The organism is Butyrivibrio sp. NC2007, from assembly GCF_000421405.1.
GTDB lineage: Bacteria > Bacillota > Clostridia > Lachnospirales > Lachnospiraceae > Butyrivibrio.
This window is the reverse complement of sequence record NZ_ATWY01000006.1, coordinates 146,159-168,672: the sequence shown is the minus strand read 5'-3', so window position 1 is coordinate 168,672 and position 22,514 is coordinate 146,159. Positions and strand designations below refer to the sequence as shown.

Genomic DNA, 22,514 nt, shown 5'->3' with positions numbered 1-22,514 from the left:
AATCTGCTAAACGCCGCCGGCTCTGCATCCACGCCAAGCTTGCCAAGCCACCCAATCTTTCTATATAATAAGTAGATAATTATGCAAACAAGGATTAACAAATGAGCACAACAGATAAATTCATCCTTATAGACGGCAGTTCCATGCTGGTTACCAACTACTACGGCAACCTCCCGAAGGCTCTGCTTTTTGAAAAAGACCCAGAGAAGAAGGAAAAGCTCTTTTCCCAGATTATGCATAACGACGCGGGGCAGTACACAAACGCCATGTACGGCATGATGCGCACGATCCTGAAGATCATCGCTGAGCAGAAGCCCACCCACATGATGTTTGCCTTCGACACCACAAGGGACACCTTCAGGCGCGAGAAATATCCGGACTACAAGGGCAACAGAGGCGACACCCCGGAGCCTCTCAAGGAGCAGTTCCAGAACATGGAAGACTTGTTAAAAGAGCTTGGACTTCCCGTTATGTTCGACGACCGCTTCGAAGCTGACGACATCGTTGGCAGCGCCTCAACGAAATTTGAAAAACAGATTCCTTCATATATAATAACGAAAGATCACGACTACCTTCAGCTGGTCAGCGACTACACCAGAGTGTGGCTGATTCAGACCAAGCAGGAGACAGCCGACGAGCTCCAGGCCAAGTACGGCGCGGAGTTTGGCTGGAACAAGAAGCTCACAAGCCTTCCAGACAAGGCTTTCGAAGTGACTCCCGACCTGTGCCTTAAGGAGTACGGCGTGCGCCCCGAGCAGATCCCGGATCTCAAGGGCATTCAGGGCGATAGCAGCGACAATATCCCCGGAGTTAAGGGCGTCAGCAGCGCTGCAATCCCGCTTCTTGCGCACTATGGCACCGTTGAGGGCATTTACGAAGCCATCGATGCCTGCCCCACTGACAAGGACCTCAAGACCCTTGCCACATCCTGGAAGGAGGACCTCGGCATCAGTCGCAGCCCTATGAAGGCGCTTAATGAGTACAGGGACATGGCTTTTTTGTCAAAAGACCTTGCTCAGATCCGCAGAGATTATCCGATATCCGACAATCTGGATGATTTCAAACTCAATATCAATAAAGAAAAGGCCAAAGAGCAGTTCGAAAAGTACGGATTTAAGTCACTTTTTGCTGCTCTGGAGATGATTTAACCCCATGACCAATTACACAAAAACCATACTAATCAACCTTCACCGCATCATTTACTATGTGGTAAAAGCCAGAATCTGGATGCGCCATCCCGAGCGCCACAGCGTCGAGGAGCGCTACGCAGTAGCCCAGACAATGGTTGACAAGATGAACAAGTCCTCAGGCTACAAGACCATATGCTTTGGCGAGGACAAGCTCCCCAAGGAGGGCGGCTACATTCTTTACCCCAACCATCAAGGTAAATACGACGTGCCCGGAATCTTCAGCGTCCACAAAAAGCCATTGTCCTTTGTAATGGACGAGGCCAAGGCACACATCATACTGGTGGCGGAATTTCTGATGCTGGTTGATGGCAAATCAATAATCTTAGACGATCTTCGCCAGACCCTGCGTGTGTTCCAGGAAATGGCAAAAGAGATTCAGACTCAGGACAAGAAATTCATCCTCTTCCCGGAGGGTGGCTACAAGGAAAATAATCAGAATATCGTAGAGCACTTCAAACCCGGAAGCTTTAAGCTTGCACAGATGGCCAAGGCGCCGATCGTGCCGGTTGCGCTGGTTGATTCCTACAAGGTTTACAACAGCCCACATAAAGGCCCGGTTACGACATATGTTTACTACCTTGATCCGATTTACTATGAAGATTATAAGGGAATGAAGACCACCGAGATTGCTGAAATGGTGGAGAACAGAATAAAAGACAAAATAAAAGAGCATCTTGCCAGCGCGTAATCGCCCGGCAGGATGTTTTTTTATGGAATCAATGGGGAGTCAGTGGGGACGGTTCAGTTTGGCGTGAGTCAGTGGGGACGTAACAGTTTGACTCATTTTGATTCGCAAAATGAGTCAAACTGTTACGTCCCCACTGACTCACGCCAAACTGAACCGTCCCCACTGACTCCCAATCACATACATGTCAAAACAGCCTTCACCACAAACATTCCATCTTCCTGCGTGAAGCTCGCCACACCGCCATACTTCTCCGCAATAGCCTTAATCTGTGCAGTACCAACACCACTCTGCACGGGCCTCGTACTGATCGGCAAACCGTTATCCTTAAACGAAATCTCTCTTCCCGCCGGGTTCTTGGTCATGAGCTTTAGCTTGCGCCCGTCAAAAGAGATCTCGACCTGAAGAGCTCTTTTATCCTGATCTACATGAGTCAGGGCCTCGACTGCATTCTCCAGGGCGTTGGCCACAAGTGATGTCAGGTCAGTTTCCTCAATTGCGAAGCGCTCAGGCACATCTGCCCTGATCCTGGGCTTGAAGCCGAGCTTCTGGCACTGGCTTGCGTAGATGGTCAGGAGCTCGTTAACGATGGTGTTCTCGCAGAAGGAAACTGCCGTCACACCCTCAAGCATGGAGTCGAATTCCTGAAGGTAGGATGCGGCTTTGTCGTATTCCTGGTTCTGAATAAAGCCCGCCAGCACTCGGTTGAAGTGCCTGATGTCGTGCTTGTACTTGCGGATGGTCTGCTCGTTGCTCTCGTAAACTGAGAGGAGCTTTTTAAGACGCCCGGTGCGCTCTGCCTGGTAAAAGGCAATCTTTTCGTCGGAAACTTTTTTATCGATCTGGTATGCCGTCAGCTCGTAGGAAATGACCGCCGCAGCGATCATGGTAACCAGGTAAATGACCGTGAACCACTTCACCATGTTGCTGCCGTAGGGCTGAAGGTAATTGAGCATGGACGTCTGGAAGCACAGAAAACTTAGGATCAGCCCCGAAAACGCTGCTATCGTACCGTAGATGGCGCCTGCCAGGTAGTCCGTAATGAAGGGCATGATCAGGATAAAGAGCCAGAACGCGTCCATTCCGATGGTCCAGTCAACCTCCATGATGAAGTGGAAGAACAGGATCGCATTGAGCCCGAATGAAGTCAGTATCGTCGTTATGGTGTGATTTTTGTAGAGCTTTAGATGCAATATGGATAAAAGAAATAGCACAACAATGGCAATGTTCGTCACCACTCCGTGCATATATCCGCTAAGAATGCAGGGATAGATCGTCACAACTGCATAGACGACGAATCCCAGCAGAAGAATGATGGAGATTCTGGATTTCTGCTCCACAACTTCCGGGGTCGATTCGAACCTTGCCAGCTGCTTTAAGTTGTATCTGAATCTGTTTCGTAAATGACTAAATCTCGTGGTTTCCATAACATAAGTATAAGATATAGTGTATAATATTGGTAGGTATAGTTGCTTATTTTGGGGGAAATAAATGTCGTTTGATATCTCGCGGCTGACAAAGGCCGTCAACAAATATCTCAATTCAATTTCAGACATTGGCCAGCAGGCAACCCAGAGGGCTCAGGAAATGGCGGACAAAGCCCAGTTCCAGGCCGATCTTTCGGAGGCCATCAAGGCCAACATCCAGAGCAAGACCCGTGAAATCGACGAGGTTCCGGACATCGGCGCCATGGTGCAGAGCCAGGTTAAGTCGGCAACCGACGGGATAAACGCCACCTTCGAGCAGATAAACGGCGCTTTCCTTGAGATTTCCGAGGCCGGTAAGAGTACTTCTTCGGCAAAAGAGAGCGTGGCAGATTCAGCCAATGCTGACGCCTATGCCGGAACTCTTAGTACAGAAGCGTTAAAAGAGCTTTCGAATTCCGGATACTTTTCCGGCAACCTGATTGCGAATTCTTTATTTAAAACTGATGATGAAGAAAGCACAAGCTCCGGTAGCACAAATGCCCTAAACAGCGTAACATCTGCACTCACATCATCCCTTGGCCAGAATACTACTACAGCAGTGAATCCCTTCCAGACTCAGTCTCTGGACCAGCTAAACGTGAACTCACTGCTTGCAAACTCGCTTGGCGTGAACACGACAGCCACAGACTCACTGACAACAGCGCTTAAGGCCGTGGCTGACAAGGAATCAAGCTCAACTGCTGCGAAGACAACAGATTCAACAGCTAAACAGACATCAGGCGATGCAACTGTCGCAACCAGCAACGATCTCGCCAAGGCCATCATCAAGGCTTACACCACAACAGCAAAAGCCACAGCCAATACCAGTATCTTCGGAGATTTCAGCCTATGAATAAATTACTCCTGATATACGCTGCAGCAATCTTCATCGCCGGCGTCGTATTCTTCACAATCGGAGAACTTAATAAAGCAAGCGAAGAGGAAGCCGAGACTTTTAAATGGATGAGGATCTTCGCCATCATCGCCGTCATCATGGCAATCGCCTGCTTCATCGCCGCCAAGAACGTCGGCTAATTCAGATAACTTGGCATATAATACTGCAAACATTAGAATCCCGCTTACTAAGCGGGATTTTTTGACCCACAAAAAATGTGGCAAAAATGCCTTGAAAACCCGCAAAATATGTGGTTTTATTAATGTATAGACATCACTCACCTCATGCACCCAGAGGACAAACAAATGAAAAACTATGTAATCCCAAATCAAATAACAGGCAGCGACATCAAATCTCTTCGCACTATCCTTGGCATGACACAGAGAGAATTTGCTGCTTTCACCGGCAGCTCCGTAAGAACAGTGGAGAGCTGGGAGAGTAAGGATGGCGAGATTACCGGCCCGATAGTAACGCTTCTGGAGATCCTTATCAGAAACCCTGAGATAGCCGGTAAACTCGAACTGCCACCCAATAGGCTGAAGCTAAGGCTCTTTTACATGTACAAGAACATGGTATGTACGGTCATTGATGTCGACGAGCTGGAACACACCATAGAGGTGCACAATTACACGGACAAGCCATTGTTTCGCGCCTTTGGAGTAAATCCAGCACCCACCTATGAAGACTATGAGGAATTCCTTGAGTCGCGGTGCTTTCCCAGAGAACGAGACAAGATCAAGATCGAGCTCAAGGCACTTGAAATCCCATTCTATGACCCCATCATGATCATTGAGAGAACACAGGGCAGAATGGCAGAAGACGAATTTTGGATAAGAATTGAGAGATAATGCTATGGTAACTTTGTCAGACAACGAACTTAAAATGCCCGGGCGTAAATCCTCCAAGGGCAATCAGCTTAAGTTTGAAAAGGATGGAATTTGGTACAAGGCTGATTATCTTGGCTATGAGGGCCTTGCGGAGTACGTAATTTCCGGACTTCTTGCACATTCTGACCTCAATAGAGATGAGTATGTAACCTACAACCTTGACCGTATATCCTATAACGGCCAGGTTTTTAACGGTTGCGCAAGCCTAGACTTTACTGATGGCTGGCAGCTGGTTACTTTGGAGAGGCTCTTCAAGCAGTCTTACGGGAGCGGCCTGAACCATATGATCTATTCCATTGAGGACCATACCGAGCGACTTGAGATGCTGGTAGAGCAGGTCGAGCGCCTTACGGGTATCGAAGACTTTGGGCAGTATATGTGCAAGGTCCTGACGGTTGATGCACTATTCCTAAATGACGACAGACACACCCATAACATAGCAGTCCTGACGGATGGTCAGGGCCACTATAAACCATCGCCTATATTTGATAACGGCGCAGGGCTTCTGTCGGATACCATGCTGGAATATCCGATGAACAGGGATATTTTAGAATTGATCGACCGGGCGCAGCCCAAGATATTCTGCGACGACTTCGCGCAGCAACTGGAGATTGCCGAGAATCTGTATGGCAGGACAATTTCTTTTGACTATGATTACAATGACATTTCTAATATGGTAAAAGACATTACAGATTACAGCGAGGATATTCGCCAGCGAGTAATAGAAGTAGTGATGCAAACAAGACGGAAATATCAGTACTTGTTCAAATGACCAATCGGCAAACACGAAAAATGGGCCTCTACCATAGGTAGAGGCCCAAACATTTTGAACTAACTCAGAATTAAAGGTCGAAGCTTCCTGTTACATCGTTGTTTACAACGTAGTAAGCCTTGCCTTCTTCAGGCTTAACGTAGATGTCAAGATTCTTGATATCCTTCTTGCCGTAAGCCTTCTTAGCTGCTGCTACAAGTGTATCATCAGTAACAGCCTTCTCACCAAACTGAAGCTCAATCTTTGTGTTAACCTTTGCTGCCATTTTAGTTCCTCCCTATTCATAAAAAGAAAATGTAAACTATTAGGTGATATTATAATACGCTTTTTTGAATTGTTCAACTTTTGGGAAATTATGTTATGATAAAGTATATCAATTTCAGAAAGAAGGAATACCTAATGGAGAAACTTGCGATACACGGGGGAACACCCGTCAGATCGGAAAAGATATTTTACGGCCGCCAGTGGATCGGCGACGATGACGTTGCAGCAGTTGCTGCTACACTTAAGGGCAACCTTATCACCTGCGGACCATCAGTAACAGCACTGGAGCAGAAGCTCTGCGAAGTGACAGGAGCCAAATACGCTGTAGCAGTTTGCAATGGAACAGCAGCTCTTCACTGCGCAGCCATCGCAGCAGGCCTTGGCCCCGGGGATGAAGTTATCACAACACCCCTGACCTTCGCAGCATCAGCTAATTGCGCAATTTATGTCGGAGCTAAGCCCGTTTTTGCAGACGTCAATCCCGAGACCTACAACATAGATCCCGACTCAATCGAGGCGCACATCACAGAACGCACCAAGGCAGTCGTTGCAGTTGATTTCACAGGCCAGGCAGTCGAGCACGACAGGATTCGCGAGATCTGCGATAAGCACGGACTGACTCTTATCATCGACGCAGCCCATGCTATCGGCACCAAGTACAATGGCAAGCCCGAGGGCTCACTTGGCGATATGACCTGCTTTAGCTTCCACCCGGTCAAGACCATCACTTCCGGAGAGGGCGGAGCCATCACCACCAACGACCCTGAGCTTTACAAGAAGCTCCACCTTGCAAGCCAGCACGGAATCGTTCACGACCCTGCAGACTTCGTCGACAAGAACCCTGAAGGAATCTGGGTTTACGAGATGCAGACCCTTGGCTTTAACTACCGTATGACTGACTTCCAGGCAGCGCTCCTTTCAAGCCAGCTCAAGAAACTCACCGAGTTCTCAAATAGAAGAAAAGAGATCGTAAAGAGATACAACGAAGCCTTCGCCGACGTCCCTGAGCTCTTCATCCAGAAAGAGATCCCTCAGTCTGACACAACAAGGCACCTGTACATCATTCAGCTTAAGCTTGATAAGCTCAACTGCACTCGCCGTGAGTTCTTCGACGCCATGAGCGCCGAGAACGTCCAGTGCCAGGTTCACTACGTACCGGTCTACTTCTTCCCGTTCTACCAGAAGATGGGCTACGAGAAAGGCCTCTGCCCAGTTGCCGAGAGCATCTACAAAGGCATCATGAGCATTCCTCTCTACCCAATGATGACCGACGAAGACGTAGAGAGCGTAATCACCGCCGTCAAGAAGATCATCAACTACTACAGAAAGTAATAGCGTCAATTGTCTAGACAATCCAAGCTTCCCCATCCCCGGGGAAGCTTTTTCTTGCCATTTTGAGCCCTAGGGACGGAGTCAGTGGCTCATTTTTGGTCCCCAGGGACGGGGGTTAGGGACCATTCTCAGAGCCTGTGGCCAATCTTGCACCACAATGGCCCGACCTTTTGAACGTTGGTTGGAAACGTAATTCCGACCACCCCACAACTTCCTTCCATAGAAAAAATAGTTGGAAATTGCAAAATCCCCCAACGGTCCCAAAAACCATATTTGCCCAAAACTACATCACACGACATCCGTAGGCCGAGTACTGGTATGCAGGAAAAGAGCTAGGCGTCAAATTTTCAAAACCACGGCCATCAAAACAGTTTGTAATTTCCAACTAATTTCTCCCAGGACATTTTTTGTGATGCAATTAAAAAATCAATTCCAACCAACACAATTCTATATTCGTCCTTGTGATGCACATCTCACGCAAATAAAACTAAATATATTTGACGCGCGTCAAATAAAACATTACAATTTTATGTTGGAGGAATTTGAAATGAAGTGCTATGAAATATATGATGAGTATTTAGGACGTACAGTGGGTGTACTGCTTTATTACAAAAAGGTGAAGACCTTCATAGTTGAACTGGAAAATGATCTTGATGAATGGACTTCCCCCTTCCTTTTCGCCGCCTTTGTTAAAAGAGGAGTATTTACAATCCCGAGAGAAGCAAGCCTATTGTGGGTCCGTGGTCGCATCATCCCCAGCACCCGCCAGAACATCTCCAGCATCCTCCGCAACCACAAACTCAAAGAGTATGACGAGATGAAATTCCTCGAACTATCCCACGGCCGTTGCTGCCAGGACAGCCTCGCAATCCGCGAACTCTCCACCCTCCCCGACTTCGTGATAATCAGGCAAAAGAGAAATCTGATCGATTGCACGGTACTGGACAACCACAACATTCTCTGCTTCTTTGCAGATGGTAAAACAAGAAAAATCGATCTCACCAAACTTGATAACGAGGACGTAACCGAGAAAGTTTGCAAAAATCCAAAACTCCTGAATTCCTGCATGGTCGGAACCGGTGGCTATTACATCACCTTCAATGATTCCATAGATGTTCCGGCAGCAGAACTCTATACTGCCGGTAAGCCTATCCCATTAACCCTTTCCGACTTCATAACCTTCGCTGGCCACAACATCATTGACACCCAGGAGTGCTGTAGGGAGCTTTCCTGCACCCGCCAGAATCTAGCCTACATGACCGACAGAGGCCTGTTCGAACCCATCAAAACAAACACTCGGGGCAACCTCTATCTCAAGGGTGATGTCCTCAGCAGCAGATGGAACTAGATAATATGCAATAAATTGCGGCTTAATACCCTAAAATGCAAATAAAATGCAAAATATTGCACATTAAATTTTAAAATGTTAAAATTTTCTTGGAGGAACAAACCATGACATCGAAAGCATACCTTCTAGAAATTAGTAGAAGAATGAAAAGGCTAAGAATAGAGAGCTCAATAACACAAAAGGAGCTTTCATCCATCACGGGGCTTTCCTTGCGCTCAATACAGAGATTTGAAAACGGCGAAGACATATCATTAGATAACTTTTTGAAATTATCAGTTGCTTTTGAACTTGCTGAATCTGTATTAAATGCCATCCCGGACATGGATAACAGACCATCAATTCTACTTGAAAAACATAGAGGTAAGATCAAACAAAGAGCTCATAAAAAGACTACTACCGCTGGTACAAAAAACACATTTAAATGGGGAGATGAACGATAACCATGACCACATCCAATAAATTCACCGAACTAAAGACCTTCTACACCGGCAAGCGCATCTTCGTGACCGGGCACACAGGATTCAAAGGCAGCTGGCTTTGCCTTATGTTAAAAGAGCTTGGAGCAGAAGTCTACGGCTATTCCTTAGCCCCAAATACCGAGCCCGACCTCTTCACAATCCTTGGCCTGGAAAACCACATCCATAGCACCATCGGCGACATCCGCGACCTTGCATCCTTAGAGAAAGCCTACACAGAAGCTAGTCCCGACGTAGTCCTTCACCTTGCTGCGCAGCCCATAGTCCGCGATTCCTACAAGGATCCGCGCTACACCTACGAGACCAATGTCATGGGAACCGTAAACATCCTCGAGTGCCTCCGCAATCACCCCGGTGCCACTAGCTTTCTCAACGTCACCACGGACAAGGTCTACGAGAACAACGACCTGGAGAACCACGGCTTTACCGAGGATGAGAAGCTCGACGGCTATGATCCATATTCCAACTCCAAGAGCTGCTCTGAGCTCGTGACACATTCCTACAAGAAGTCATTCTTCTCAGATCCCGCAGCACCGGCCATTTCCACAGCCAGAGCCGGCAACGTAATAGGTGGCGGCGACTTTGCCAATGACCGTATCATTCCGGACTGCGTCAGAGCGACGATCAAGAACCAGCCAATAATCGTCCGCAACCCGTATTCCACGAGGCCCTATCAGCACGTGCTCGAGCCCCTCTACGCTTATCTAATGATTGCCATGCGCCAATCAGAGGAAAAGAGCCTTTCCGGCTATTACAACATCGGTCCACGCGACGAGGACTGCATCAATACCGGAGACCTTGCTGATTACTTTGTAAAATACTGGGGAGACAACACCAAGTGGGAGAACCATGCAGAAGCCAATGCCCCTCACGAAGCCAGTTTCCTCAAGCTCGACTGCACCAAAGCCCGCACCACCTTTGGCTGGGAACCCGAGTGGCATGTAGATGAAGCCATACGCAATACAGTAGAGTGGTACAAAGCCTGGAACAACGGCGAAGATATGTATGATTTCACTAGAAGACAAATAATTAATTATTAAAAGGGTGCTGCTAATATAGTGGTTGCCACACAGGCAACTTATGCTTAAATGTTCGCACGCTATAATAGGCTTACACACCCTTAAAATCATAACAATATTTGGTCTTATTATATTACAATCAATAGGCACTGATTTCAAGCACTATATGAATTATTTCATAAAACTTTTAGTAGGAAATTTGATTTTGTGCTTGGTTACAAGTTTGAGTAGGTCATAGTAAGTATTCACGTTATACTCAAAATGACTGTAAATTGCGTTGGCTGCATAGTCAGCCGCTTGAACAACGTATGCATCAGATGAGTCGGAATCCATGCACTTAAACTTTAAATCTAGATTGTAGCCTTTGTCATAAACAAAATGCAGTAGAAGATACTCTTCGAGTGAATTTACAGAGCCTACTTTTGTTGTATGATTATCATAGATTACATGGATAGTTGAGCCTTCATCATCCTTAGATAGTAGATGATCCATCAGAATACGCATTAAGTAATTATAAAATATATTTTTCTGTTCTAGGAGTTTAGGACTAACGTGTTTTAAATCTGCAACTATATATGAGATTCGTATGTCTTTCTGGGATAGAACTTCAGCAATATGGTATTTAATACAAGGATATGCATCCTTAGCTTTGATTTCATGCGCATGTAGGCTTCCAAGTTCAATAAAGATTTTTTTGGCGATTCCAAGTTTCCTTTTCATTACGTTGTGTAAAGGCTTAAAGCTATACGTATCAACACATGCTATTACAAAGAAACGGCCATTTGCTCCTAAATTGCCTGATTCATCTAAAATTAAGTAACGATCCATCCTTATTCCTCAAACAAACTATCAATATATTTATTAACCCCTTCTCTAGTAGTCAGATCATATATCTTGTTAATTCCTTTATAGTAATCGCCTATACTCGAATCGGATATAACATTTTTAGACATTTCAAAGGTCTCTAGTCCGACCCTGGCAGCATTCCAAGGTTCTTCCTTATGAGTAATATCCATCAGAACCTTTCCGTTCAGCCTTCCGAACGTATTAAGCACGAAGTCTATAATTTTCTTATCCTCAGCTTTCAGTCCTGCAAAACAACTTGGATCCGGATTGATTTTAGGTATAAGCGAATCACCAAATGTTTTGTATTTTTTGTAAATATCAGGAAAAACCGGCCCGTAAGCCCAGGCTTCACATGTGCCATCAAATACAGCATCTTCGTCAAAAACACCAAGTGAAAAAGCTTTGACGAAATAGAGTAGTTTCTGAAGAGATAAGTCTGTGACTTCATACTGCGAGTTAACAATATACAACGCAACTAACTCAAGCTTTGTGCTACAGCTTGTCATCTGCTTTATCAGATTAATTTTCTTCTTAACTTTGTTATAAGCTACATTTGTGATTCTATCTTTGCCTTCTTCGAGAACTTTTTCCATCTCAAGATGATCGTGCAGTAAGCGTAATAAAAGGTCTGAATACTCACGCTTAGGAATCTGTCCCTCAAGATATCTGGAAATAGTATGTTCACCGAATCCAAGAAGGTGGGATAGTGGCCTTTTCTCGATGTCATACTTGTTCAGTAGCTCATGAATATCGCTTTTGGTAATAATGCCAGCCAATCTTCTGTAAATGATATCAAAGCGATTCTCGTTTTCATCCATTAGCCCCGGAACAGATATCTCATTATGACATACTGAACATATGCCATATCGTTCGTTATATTCATAGTTCTTACCGTTAATTGAGCGTGATCTGTGCCTTGCTTTAATTGTATAGGGAACTATTTTTCTGCAATTCCAGCATAGTAAACCATTATTCTCAGTGTCCATACCTTACCCCTCTTAATAATCGCCTGCCTTGTGCATTGAAAGGATTACAACAAGACTGTTCTTATCATTTCCAAAGAAAAACTTCACGTATATATCTAAATAATCAAATTGCGCTTCTTCGTGAAACCTTGGCATTAACTGAACATTTCTCTTAATGAAAACATACATGTAATCATCAGGATTATCTGAATTATAGCTATATTCATCTTTTATATAATCTTGTTCTTCCAAGCTCAGCAATATTTCAATTCGCTTTTTGTCGTCTACATAGTATGTATCTATTAATAACTTGTTCTTGTCTGTTGGAACAAAAGTGTAATTAATACCATACTTTCCGCTCTTTATGAGTTGCTTCAAGCGAGATAGTGCCTCGCTCGGAGACAAAATATCCATTCATATTCCCCCGTCTCCTCCATGTTATGCCCTACATGGTACAATCTTACGTTACGCAATCTTATCCTAACATAATGGTACATTAATTACAATAGTGTACCATTTACAATATATAAACATTCCATTAACCTCTTCCCATCCTGAATCCCCTTCTGTATAATTATAAATACACATATAAACGAAATTACAACCACCCCCCGCACCACCAAACGCGCCACAGACACCACCCACCACCACACCCTAATAAGGAGGAAAACGCCATGCCGGAATTCAACAACAAAGCCATGTACAAGCTGGCCTACGGCCTCTTCGTCTGCACCGCCACCCAGGGCGACAAGAAGAACGGCTGCATAATCAACACCGCAGTCCAGGTCGCATCAGACCCCAACACCATTTCCATCGCAGTCAACAAGGCCAACTACACCCATGACATGATCAAAGCCACTATGGCCTGCAACATATCAGTCATCAGCAAGGAAGCCACCTTTGATCTCTTCAAGCACTTCGGCTTCCAGTCCGGCCGCGATGTCGACAAGTTCAGCGCAGACTACGCACCCAGCAACTACGCCCTTGCCGACAATGGCATTCCATATATAACAGCTGGCACCAACGCCTACTTTTCTCTTAAGGTAAAAGAGCTTGTTGACCTCGGATCACACACTCTCTTCATCTGCGAACCGACCTTCATGACAGTTCTCTCGGATGCGCAGTCCTGCACCTACGAGTTCTATCAGAGCGACATCAAGCCAAAACCTCAGGCAGTAGGTACAACACCAAAGGGCGAAACGGTGTGGCGCTGCACAATCTGTGGCTATGAGTATGTCGGAGAAGACCTTCCCGACGACTTCATCTGCCCGATCTGCAAGCACGGCAAAGATGACTTTGAAAAGATCATCCGATAACAAAAGATAGGAGGACTAATCTTATGAAATATGTATGTAACGTATGTGGCTATGTTTACGACGAGGCAGCAGGCAATCCCGATAACGGCATCGCTCCGGGAACCAAGTGGGAAGATCTTCCCGATGATTTCACCTGCCCACTCTGCAGCGTAGGCAAAGATGATTTCTCACCACAGGAATAATTGAATATTGTAACCTAAACAAATAAGGAGGAAACCTAAATGAAATTCTACAGATGTGAAACTTGCGGAAATATAATCACGAAATTAGTTGACTCAGGCGTACCTGTTGTATGCTGTGGCGAGCCGATGAAAGAGCTTGTACCCGGAGCCGTTGATGGCGCGGTAGAGAAGCACGTACCTGCAGTAACAGTAGATGGAAATACAATTAAGGTTCAGGTAGGCGAAGTAGAGCACCCTATGATGGATGCACATTACATCCAGTTCATCGCTCTGGAGACAACAACCGGCGCTCAGATCAAGTACCTCAAGCCTTCAGACAAGCCAATAGCTGAATTCGTACTCGCAGACGGTGAAAAAGCTGTTGCAGTATATGAGTACTGTAATCTTCATGGCTTGTGGGTTAAGGAAGTTTAACACCTCCCCACATTGCTATTCCCCATAATTTCCTATATTATAACAATGGCGGCATTTATACCCCGCCATTGTTTTTTCGTCCCACCAACCCAAAGAGGAGATACCCCCAATTCATGACCAACGAATTTCTAAATAAATCCGGAAAACTCCTGACCATCCTCCTGACCCTGTCATTGATCCCTATGCTCGTCATAGCAATCTATGCCAGACCCTTTGTCGACGACTATGGTTACAGCACAAGAACCCACGATGCCTGGCAGTCCACGCATTCGATAATCGCCGTACTCGGTGCCATGGGAAAAGAGGTAGTAGACGCATATCATACCTGGCAGGGCTCCTTTTCTGCCATCGCCATCTTCTCCCTTCAGCCCGGCATAATTTCCGAAAGAGTCTATGGCCTGTCCACCATCATCCTTGTGGCGCTGTTCCTCCTCGGCAATTACCTGTTCATAACCGCACTCTTCAAGGAGAAGAGCAGCCTCACAACAATAGTATTTGCATCCATCTCCATCCTCCTGATGCAGACCCTTCCGCACGCAATCCAGGGCTTCTACTGGTGGAACGGCTCAAGCTATTACACCCTGTTTTATTCACTGATGCTGATCCAGTGGGGAATGCTTATCAGGCAAAAGAGATTCATCCTCCCCTGCATCCTTGGCTTCTTCATAGGTGGCGGAAACCTCGTAACAGGACTCTTAAACTTGGAGATCATGGCCCTTGCCATCATCTACTCAGCCCTAAAAATCTGGGTAACCCCCAAAAAGCACAACGCAGAAGACATCCCCGCTGACGCCGCCATCAAACGCTTCATAAAACTCATAATAATAACAGCAGTTTCAGCCGCCGGCTTCATAATAAACGTACTAGCCCCGGGCAATCAGGTCAGGGCAGCAGAGTCAGTCTCAAGACCCGCCTTGGAAGCAATAGGAGTCTCATTCCTTGACGCCTTTGCTTACCTCAACGAGTGGCTTAACCTCCCGGTAGTAATGTTCCTGCTTCTGCTCCTGCCATTCCTATGGCACTATGCAAAAGACAAAAAGAGCCTGACCCCTGAAATACCGGTTTTCATCCTGTTCATTATCGCATTCTGCCTCTTCGCTTCCACCTTCACTCCAACCGAGTACTCCATGAGCGAAGTAGGCCCAAGAAGAATCCAGAACGTCAGATACTACACATTCGTTGTATTTCTGATGTTCCTTGAACTAGAGTCAGTCATCAGGACCAGAGCACTCTTTGAATCCAAAGGAATCGCGACAAACCCCAATCTCACCAAGACCTACCTGACACGATACCTCCTGCTAGTGATCGCTGGTCTTACCATATTCCTTGGCGTCAACACTATCCCCAAGGAGAACCGTGACAACATTACTTCCATATCCGCAACCAGAACCCTCCTCATCGGCGAAGCCAAGCGCTACGCAGTAGCCAGGAACGAATGGACCAGGATCCTTCTCTCAGACGATAAAGAAGTGACCCTGAACGTAATAAACGAGCAGCCCAAGCCCATCTACTACTCTGAATTCGACATCACCGGAGATCCGGACGACTACAGAGATGAGAGCATGTGCAAGTATTACCACAAGACCCGAATAAACCTGGTAGAGTGATGGAATAATAAGAAATAAGAGGAAATTAAGAAATGAACCGTATCAAAAAGTTTTTAAAAGAAGAGGGATTATACCTTGCAATCATCGTTATCATGCTTCTTGCATTCTTTGCCCCCTTTTATGCAAAAGACCTGCCGAAAGGCGCAGAGAACGGCTTCCATTATGGAAGACTCTTGTCCCTGGTCAGAACCCTGCAGCAAGGAATTTTTCCGGCTAAGCTTCGCCCGATGTCCATGAGAGGCTTCGGCTATGGAGTAGGATTCTTCTATCCTGATTTCTTCCTGTATCCATCAGCCATTCTTGTCCTTCTCGGAATGGATATAATTCCTGCACTCAAGTTTTACGTAGTAGTAGCAGCCATTATAGGCGCTATAACTGCTTACAGAAGCCTGGACAAGCTCATTGGAGATAAGAGAATTGCCCTTATAGCGGGCATCCTCTACTTTGGTACCTTTTTCCTATGGGAAAACCTCTATGACGGTTTTGGAATAGGCGCCTTTGTCGCCCAGGCATTCTTACCCATGACTATGTGTGGCCTCAGCAGAGCTCTCAAGGATGAGGAAGGCGGATATATTGAATACGCCATTGGCATAGTAGTCATTGTCTTAAGCCATCATCTGTCATTCATATCTCTGATGATTGCTCTGCTCATGATGGTCCTGATCAACCTGAAGACCATCATCAAGAACCCCAAAGTTCTTGGCAAACTTTTCGGCGTAAGCATGCTTGGCCTGTTCTTCACAGCCCAGTACTGGCTCCCTGCAATAGAACTTGCCATCCACACCAAGTACACAGTTATCTACGATAACTATATTGATATCAATGATCACATCCTGAGCATATCTGAAGCAATCACCAGCATAACTCCTGTATATTTTGTGCTGTTCATACTGGCAGCAGCTCTTTTCATCTACGCAATGGTAAGAACTCGCAAGGTATATATGGAAGGCCTGACATATCTCATAGTGACTGCACTACACATCCTATGTATGCAATCACAGGCTTTCTGGAAGGGACCCATCGGACAGTTCTTCGCATTCTTCCAGTCAACCGACAGACTGACACTGACTGTTATGCCCCTTATGGTCATATTCTATGCGATTACGATCAAGACGTTTAAAGACGAGATATTGAAAAAAGAGGATACACCCCTCATAAAGAGTCCCGCACTCTTCGTCATCGTTAGCATTGTCCTCATCCTCGCAACCAGACTATACATTAAACCGGACTTTTATAACCCTAACGCTTACACCAGAAACACAGGCCTGGACCTTACCTACCTCGAAACCGCTGCAGACTACGGCATTTCCTGTGGTGAGTGGCTCCCTGTAGAGTGCGAACCCAGCGCCTGCAAAGAAGTCAATATCTCCCGCTGTGACGACGGCACAAGCGCAGAGGGCTTCAAGCACGATGACAACAAGTATTACGAAGCCTGGGTCCTCCTCGACAAGAAATACTACGATGTGCCTTATGTTTATTACTACGGCTACAGGGCTTACCTGATTGACGACAATGGTAATCCGGTAAAAGAGCTTTCGGTCGGCGAAGCTTATGATGACAACGGCTACGTAAGAGTCTTCATGCCTGAAGACGGACAAGGCGTAGGTCACTTGATGGTAACTTATAAAGCAACCCGTATTCAGAAGCTTTCCTATGTGATTACAGCCGTAGCCACAGTGGTTATTATTGCACTATGCTTTATTACTCTTAAAAAGAGGAAGAATTCATGAGACGCAGAATTATTACTATTGTTTCAATACTTGTTGCCTGTCTGGCTATTATTCCTGTACTGATAGGTGACTGCTATACCTTTCTGTGTGCTGATGATTTTGGATTTGAGAGTGGCGTCATGGCTTTGCTCCCTCAGTATAATGGCTCTGTACTTAGAGCATCTTTGGATGCTACATGGAGAATGGTTTTTGAATCGCAGGGAACACATCTTGCAAATTTTCTTCTCCACTTTGTCAGAGCCTATTCAAGATGGGGATTGCCGGGATTTCATTTTATCATGCTATTATTTTCCATTTTTTATTTTTACTCACTTTACTATCTGACCAAGAACCTGATCAGAAACAAAGATGCAGTAATGCCGATATTTGCAGCACTTAGCCTTGCAAGCACCCAGATGATCGGTACTCTGGATAATAGGGAACTGTTTTTCTGGTACACCGGAGCATTTAACTATACTTTAGAACTGTCCCTGTCTTTCCTTGGATTGGGTTTATATATAGGACTATTAAATTGGGACAGCGAGCACCCAAGAACAATTAAACAGTATATAGGAGCATCCCTGTTTCTATTCCTTGCCGGTTGGGGAACATTGGAAGTGGCAGCTATAGGCTGTGGACTGGCGCTGATGACAGTAGTGTTTAACTACAAAAAGATAATTGACCATAAGCCCCTTATGATTCCTTTCATTGCAGCCCTTCTCGGCGCTATCACAAACCTTATATCTCCGGGCAACTTTGCAAGAGCAGACAGGGAATTGATTGCGGGACACATCACGTTCGGTGATGCCATTAGAGATGCCTGTACAATAGTCCTAGATCAGACAGTATATATCTTAAAGAGCCCGACATTTATCGTACTGTTACTGATTGTATTTGTCATATCCCTTATATGCGAGATTAGCATATTTGAGAAGGCAAATTATATTACAATGATAACTGCCCTGATCGAATCAATACTAATTGGTTTTTTGACTGCATTCCCAGTAGCATATGGGCAACACATAGCCGGCTTTAAGGCTATGCGAACACACTCAACATACCTGATTTCAGCCAGATTATGCATCATTTTCTGTATTATTGTTCTTGCACAGGTTGTGAGATCAAGATGGGGACAGGCCAAGGCTATTATCACTAAAGTGATGCTTGCAGTGACAATCATATTTGCACTTGTTGGCAGCAAGACTATGCTGGAAGAAGCAAAAGAAGGTTTCTCCTATTGTATTGTCGCAGATATGTATCGGGGAAATATGCAAAGAGTTTATAACATCAGAGCAAACATCCTCTCCGCCCTCGAGATGGCAGAAGAGGGCTCTGATCAGGTAATTGTCATAAAAGAACCGCTTGATAACAGATGCATGTATTCAATGGGATTACAGAGTGAATCCGGTGATGTCGTGAATATAGCAGCTGCTCACCTTTTTGAGGTTAATGCAATCTCTGTTATTTATGAATAAATCATTATCACTAAATCAGCTTCCCGATTAAGGGGAGCTTTTTTAGTGCACAGACAACCGGTACACCCACAATAAAGCAGCACAGCAGCCAGATTATACAAGCTGGCATAACTGTAACCATCGGAACAAGTGCATCGTAAATAAAGAACAATATATCTCTAAGATATTCTTCAATGAGATATAGTCCAAATGTGCAACTTCCAACAACACATATAACCTTGTACAGCCTCTCGGAACACATCTTCAGATTAAGAGAAATTCCCCTAATAATCAGCACTACGCAAAATGCCAAAGGCTGAATAAACATATCTGTGAATACATTTCTGCCTTCGCCAATGGGATTCCCCAGCTTAACAGAAAAAGTATACTCAACAGCCACAAATACGACGCTTACAAGAAACAGCAAAACAAGATTCTTTCTCTTCTTGATCCATTCTGCCGGAACAACTTTCTCAGCAGCATATCCCAGCACAAAGGCATTAACGGCCTCAGGAATAAAGAACGGCACTCCAAATCTTGTATGAATCACAGGCTCAAATAGCTTCACAATTACCAAAAAGCAAACTTCAAATACCGCAAAGTATTTCCATTCAATTGTGCTCATACCCTTGACAACCTTACGTATAAATGGGAGCAGCAATAAAATCCCAATATAGTAATATAAAAACCAGTATGGCAAATAGACATTGCCTGACAAAAATTTCTTCGCAAAATCCCCCAGCCCTATATGCAAAAGACCTGTTCCTGCATTATCACCGTAAACCCTGCTCCAGTAAACGCCTCCGCCGTAGTCTTCCATAAAAAAGTCGTAGAAATATCTGATAACAGAGAATACGGCCAACACTATCAGAATCCTTGGAAGGCGCTTCTTATATACCACAGAGATATCTTCATCAATCCCAAGTAAAAGAGATCCTGATACCATCCAAAATAAATCCACGCCTATAGCACTTACACAGGCCAAAAGAAGAGAGACAATAAATGTTATATGACTATCCGTACAGGAATAAGCATCATGTCCCCAAAATCCGGTATGGATGAACATGATGCACAAAATAGCCAGTATTCTAATGATTTCCAAATGTAGTATTTTTTTCATAAAGACATTGTACCATAACAAGTTTGTTTCTTAACACATAGCATGCAAATGGTATAATATACTTACTTATTTGGTAAGCATATTGAGAGTAGTGATATTGTGTTTTTGAATTGGAGGGATTATGACTTGTATTAATCAATATACCAATCCGAAATCCACTAATAACATGTCTATTACCATCCTTGGTAGTAGGGGATCCATGCCTGTTTCAAGCCCTGAAACGGCCAGGTATGGCGGTAATACATCATGCTATCTTATTGAGACTGACAGCGAGGCAATAATTATTGACGCAGGAACCGGAATAATGCGTCTTCCTGATATAGGAGACAGGCACCTGTCCCTGCTTATCACCCATACGCATATCGACCATATTTTGGGCCTCCCAATACTTCTATCTGCGCTTAAGGGAAAAGAGATCTCGATTTATGGAGTAACACGTGACGGCCTTACTGTAAAACAACAACTGGAACGTTATGTTTCAACGCCACTCTGGCCGGTAACTATAGATAAATACGGTGATAACATAGATTTTCATGAAATAGCAGAAGTTGCCACTTTTGCTATTGGTGAAGTCGATGTTACGACCATGCCTTCCAACCATCCTGGTGGGGCAACAATTTATAAGCTTACAAATAATGTTGTTTCTGTCACTGTTGCTACTGATTTTGAGCATGAAATAGCAGAGTCAGATCAGGATCCACTATATTCGCTTGCCGATTTTGCAGCAGGGTCAAGAATGATTCTCTATGATTCTCAGTATACTCCTGAGGAATATAAAAAGTGCCGAGGCTATGGACATTCAACCTATGAGAAGGCTATAGAACTGCAAAAGATTACAAATGTTAATGAAATACTGCTTGTTCATCATGCTCCCAATCACACTGACGAGTTTTTGGAAAGCCTTCAGAGACAAATTGATGCCCTAGAGTTGGGAGCACATATCATATTTGCTTCAGAAGGTTATACCTTCTTACTATAACGTTTTCTTTCGTAAAACATAATAAATCCGTAATAAAAAAATAATACATTAAACCGTTAAATGCAAAACAAAATAACGGCCTCCATGATAGAATTAATCTATATTAGGAGGCTGTTTTTTATGGATACAACGAACAAATATTCCGTTGATAATCTGATCCGGATAGCTATAGCGCTTTCCGCTGAAAAAGACACATCCAAAGTTCTGGATATGATTCTTCAGGTTGCAATGAAGATCAGTAATTGTGATGCGGGAACAGTCTATATAGTGGAAGACGATCATCTGAATTTCCATAATTCCTATACATATGCAAATGGCTTTTTAAATGAGTCTGGCGTTAAAAAGAATAATATGCCTCCTGTGCCGCTGAGCCGTGAGTATATAAGCGCCTGTGCTGTCCTTGATAAGAAGGAGATCAACATAAAGGATGTTTACACTTCAGATGGATACGATTTTTCCGGTGCGAAAAAGTATGATCAACTTAGCGGATATAAAACACAGTCTATGCTTGTAATTCCAATGGAGGATGATCGTAGTGATGTCATAGGCGTTCTTCAGCTGATCAACGCCCAAGACAATGCCGGGAACGTTGTTCCTTTCCCGGAAAAAGATGAAGATATAATAAAAGCTCTCGCTTCATTGGGGGCAGTAATCCTGACCAACAGGAGGCTTTCCAATCAGGTCCTTGAAACCCTTCATTCTTTGGTAAAAGTGCTTGTAGAAGCGATAGAGACTAGGAGCTCATATAACGCCAATCACACTAAGAATATGGTTTATTATGCGGACCGTTTTTTAACATACGTTGGAACACACTATGATGAGCGTGCGCTTACAGATGAGGAACGTGATGCGCTATTAATGAGTGTATGGTTACATGATATCGGAAAACTTGTAATTCCCTTGGAAATTATGGATAAACCCACCAGGCTTGGTGTACTTGAAGAGGGAATCAGGACCAGAGTAACCATTGCTTGTCTTATGGAGGAGATTGATGCTCTGAAAAGCCCGGGGACAAGACCTGAACATGACTTAAAGATAAAAGAATTAAAGGATGCACTTAGCTTTATTCAGGAGTCTAATACTAAAGGATTCCTTACGGATGAAATTATAAATCAGCTCAAAGAGATAGCAAATATAAGGTGCAAGAATGAAAATGGAAATGAGGTACATCTTCTGACAGCTGATGAACTTATTGCTATCACGGTTCGAAAAGGTACGCTTACAGATGCTGAGCGGGAACTTATGCAAAGTCATGTCTCCTATACATTGAAGATGCTCAGAAAAATGCACTTTGAAGGGTTATACAAGCATGTTCCGGAATGGGCAGCGGGACATCATGAGTTATTGGATGGAACCGGTTATCCTGATCACATCAAGGCAGAAGACATTCCCAAGGAGGTCCGATTCCTTACAATAATAGATATTTTCGACGCTCTGACAGCCGAGGACAGGCCCTATAAACCTCCGATGCCACCTGAAAAGGCTTTTAGTATCCTGGATGGTATGGCAGAGGAGGGCAAGATAGACAAAGATATTCTTCGTATGTTTAAAGATAGTAATGCATGGAAGAAGGATAAACAGTAATAAC

24 protein-coding genes are annotated in these 22,514 nt (G+C 44.6%); 18 read left to right on the top strand and 6 right to left on the bottom strand.

Annotation, left to right across the window (positions count from 1 at the left end):
• Nucleotides 1–101 precede the first annotated feature (101 nt).
• Nucleotides 102–1,148, top strand: coding sequence for a 5'-3' exonuclease (locus G632_RS0106890; protein ID WP_022768288.1), 1,047 nt, complete (start codon nucleotides 102–104; stop codon nucleotides 1,146–1,148).
• A 4-nt stretch (nucleotides 1,149–1,152) separates the two neighbouring features.
• Nucleotides 1,153–1,878, top strand: a complete 726-nt coding sequence (locus G632_RS0106885; RefSeq protein WP_022768287.1) for a lysophospholipid acyltransferase family protein — start codon at nucleotides 1,153–1,155, stop codon at nucleotides 1,876–1,878.
• Nucleotides 1,879–2,051: 173 nt separating this feature from the next.
• Here G632_RS0106885 and G632_RS0106880 read toward each other — a convergent pair whose 3' ends face one another.
• Nucleotides 2,052–3,302, bottom strand: coding sequence for a sensor histidine kinase (locus tag G632_RS0106880; protein WP_196802277.1), 1,251 nt, complete (start codon nucleotides 3,300–3,302; stop codon nucleotides 2,052–2,054).
• A 64-nt stretch (nucleotides 3,303–3,366) separates the two neighbouring features.
• Here G632_RS0106880 and G632_RS0106875 point away from each other — a divergent pair, with 64 nt between their 5' ends.
• The 4 genes from G632_RS0106875 to G632_RS0106860 all read left to right on the top strand — a co-directional run bounded on the left by G632_RS0106875 (nucleotide 3,367) and on the right by G632_RS0106860 (nucleotide 5,895).
• Nucleotides 3,367–4,194 carry a hypothetical protein gene (locus G632_RS0106875; RefSeq protein ID WP_022768285.1) on the top strand — a complete coding sequence of 276 codons (828 nt, stop codon included), beginning with the start codon at nucleotides 3,367–3,369 and terminating at the stop codon, nucleotides 4,192–4,194.
• A complete protein-coding gene (locus tag G632_RS0106870; RefSeq protein WP_022768284.1) occupies nucleotides 4,191–4,376 on the top strand; it encodes a hypothetical protein in 186 nt (61 codons plus the stop codon). The genes G632_RS0106875 and G632_RS0106870 overlap by 4 nt, the downstream gene beginning before the upstream one ends.
• A gap of 165 nt (nucleotides 4,377–4,541) precedes the next feature.
• Entirely contained in the window at nucleotides 4,542–5,084 is a 543-nt protein-coding gene (locus G632_RS0106865) for a helix-turn-helix domain-containing protein (protein ID WP_026512436.1), read from the top strand.
• 4 nt (nucleotides 5,085–5,088) lie between these two features.
• Nucleotides 5,089–5,895 (top strand): hypothetical protein, encoded by an 807-nt coding sequence (locus G632_RS0106860; RefSeq protein WP_022768283.1) that lies wholly within the window; start codon nucleotides 5,089–5,091, stop codon nucleotides 5,893–5,895.
• A gap of 70 nt (nucleotides 5,896–5,965) precedes the next feature.
• On the opposite strand, the gene G632_RS19145 is transcribed toward G632_RS0106860, so the two are convergent.
• Nucleotides 5,966–6,160, bottom strand: coding sequence for a DUF6465 family protein (locus G632_RS19145; RefSeq protein ID WP_022768282.1), 195 nt, complete (start codon nucleotides 6,158–6,160; stop codon nucleotides 5,966–5,968).
• A gap of 95 nt (nucleotides 6,161–6,255) precedes the next feature.
• Here G632_RS19145 and pseC point away from each other — a divergent pair, with 95 nt between their 5' ends.
• The 4 genes from pseC (at nucleotide 6,256) to rfbG (ending at nucleotide 10,355) form a co-directional block, all read left to right on the top strand.
• Nucleotides 6,256–7,491: a UDP-4-amino-4,6-dideoxy-N-acetyl-beta-L-altrosamine transaminase gene (gene pseC, locus G632_RS0106850; protein ID WP_022768281.1), complete on the top strand. Its 1,236-nt coding sequence runs from the start codon at nucleotides 6,256–6,258 to the stop codon at nucleotides 7,489–7,491.
• 547 nt (nucleotides 7,492–8,038) lie between these two features.
• On the top strand, nucleotides 8,039–8,839 hold the full coding sequence (locus G632_RS19140; protein ID WP_022768280.1) for a hypothetical protein: 801 nt from the start codon (nucleotides 8,039–8,041) through the stop codon (nucleotides 8,837–8,839).
• Between the two features lie 104 nt (nucleotides 8,840–8,943).
• Entirely contained in the window at nucleotides 8,944–9,279 is a 336-nt protein-coding gene (locus tag G632_RS0106840) for a helix-turn-helix domain-containing protein (protein WP_022768279.1), read from the top strand.
• A 2-nt stretch (nucleotides 9,280–9,281) separates the two neighbouring features.
• A complete protein-coding gene (rfbG, locus tag G632_RS19135) occupies nucleotides 9,282–10,355 on the top strand; it encodes a CDP-glucose 4,6-dehydratase (protein ID WP_022768278.1) in 1,074 nt (357 codons plus the stop codon).
• Nucleotides 10,356–10,505: 150 nt separating this feature from the next.
• On the opposite strand, the gene G632_RS0106830 is transcribed toward rfbG, so the two are convergent.
• The 3 genes from G632_RS0106830 to G632_RS0106820 are packed head-to-tail and all read right to left on the bottom strand — an operon-like array spanning nucleotide 10,506 to nucleotide 12,559.
• Nucleotides 10,506–11,162: a DUF3800 domain-containing protein gene (locus tag G632_RS0106830; protein WP_022768277.1), complete on the bottom strand. Its 657-nt coding sequence runs from the start codon at nucleotides 11,160–11,162 to the stop codon at nucleotides 10,506–10,508.
• 2 nt (nucleotides 11,163–11,164) lie between these two features.
• Entirely contained in the window at nucleotides 11,165–12,166 is a 1,002-nt protein-coding gene (locus G632_RS0106825) for a type II TA system antitoxin MqsA family protein (RefSeq protein WP_026512434.1), read from the bottom strand.
• Nucleotides 12,167–12,178: 12 nt separating this feature from the next.
• Complete coding sequence (locus G632_RS0106820; protein WP_022768275.1) at nucleotides 12,179–12,559, bottom strand: hypothetical protein; 381 nt, start codon at nucleotides 12,557–12,559, stop codon at nucleotides 12,179–12,181.
• A gap of 260 nt (nucleotides 12,560–12,819) precedes the next feature.
• Here G632_RS0106820 and G632_RS0106815 point away from each other — a divergent pair, with 260 nt between their 5' ends.
• The 6 genes from G632_RS0106815 (at nucleotide 12,820) to G632_RS0106790 (ending at nucleotide 18,848) form a co-directional block, all read left to right on the top strand.
• The gene (locus G632_RS0106815) at nucleotides 12,820–13,461 is read left to right on the top strand and encodes a flavin reductase (protein ID WP_022768274.1); all 642 of its coding nucleotides are present in this window, start codon (nucleotides 12,820–12,822) and stop codon (nucleotides 13,459–13,461) included.
• A 23-nt stretch (nucleotides 13,462–13,484) separates the two neighbouring features.
• A complete protein-coding gene (rd, locus tag G632_RS0106810; protein ID WP_022768273.1) occupies nucleotides 13,485–13,643 on the top strand; it encodes a rubredoxin in 159 nt (52 codons plus the stop codon).
• A gap of 39 nt (nucleotides 13,644–13,682) precedes the next feature.
• A complete protein-coding gene (locus G632_RS0106805) occupies nucleotides 13,683–14,057 on the top strand; it encodes a desulfoferrodoxin family protein (RefSeq protein WP_022768272.1) in 375 nt (124 codons plus the stop codon).
• Between the two features lie 113 nt (nucleotides 14,058–14,170).
• Entirely contained in the window at nucleotides 14,171–15,664 is a 1,494-nt protein-coding gene (locus G632_RS0106800; RefSeq protein ID WP_022768271.1) for a DUF6056 family protein, read from the top strand.
• 32 nt (nucleotides 15,665–15,696) lie between these two features.
• The gene (locus tag G632_RS0106795; protein ID WP_022768270.1) at nucleotides 15,697–17,394 is read left to right on the top strand and encodes a hypothetical protein; all 1,698 of its coding nucleotides are present in this window, start codon (nucleotides 15,697–15,699) and stop codon (nucleotides 17,392–17,394) included.
• On the top strand, nucleotides 17,391–18,848 hold the full coding sequence (locus tag G632_RS0106790; protein ID WP_022768269.1) for a DUF6056 family protein: 1,458 nt from the start codon (nucleotides 17,391–17,393) through the stop codon (nucleotides 18,846–18,848). Before G632_RS0106795 ends, G632_RS0106790 begins: the two co-directional genes overlap by 4 nt.
• A 10-nt stretch (nucleotides 18,849–18,858) precedes the next feature.
• Here the strand turns inward: G632_RS0106790 and G632_RS0106785 are convergent, their stop codons facing one another.
• Complete coding sequence (locus G632_RS0106785) at nucleotides 18,859–19,947, bottom strand: acyltransferase (RefSeq protein ID WP_081647091.1); 1,089 nt, start codon at nucleotides 19,945–19,947, stop codon at nucleotides 18,859–18,861.
• Between the two features lie 121 nt (nucleotides 19,948–20,068).
• Between G632_RS0106785 and G632_RS0106780 the strand changes: the two genes are divergently transcribed.
• Together G632_RS0106780 and G632_RS0106775 are read left to right on the top strand one after the other, a co-directional pair.
• Nucleotides 20,069–20,926 (top strand): MBL fold metallo-hydrolase, encoded by an 858-nt coding sequence (locus G632_RS0106780; protein WP_081647090.1) that lies wholly within the window; start codon nucleotides 20,069–20,071, stop codon nucleotides 20,924–20,926.
• Between the two features lie 120 nt (nucleotides 20,927–21,046).
• Complete coding sequence (locus G632_RS0106775) at nucleotides 21,047–22,510, top strand: HD domain-containing phosphohydrolase (protein WP_022768266.1); 1,464 nt, start codon at nucleotides 21,047–21,049, stop codon at nucleotides 22,508–22,510.
• The last annotated feature ends 4 nt before the right edge of the window (nucleotides 22,511–22,514 follow it).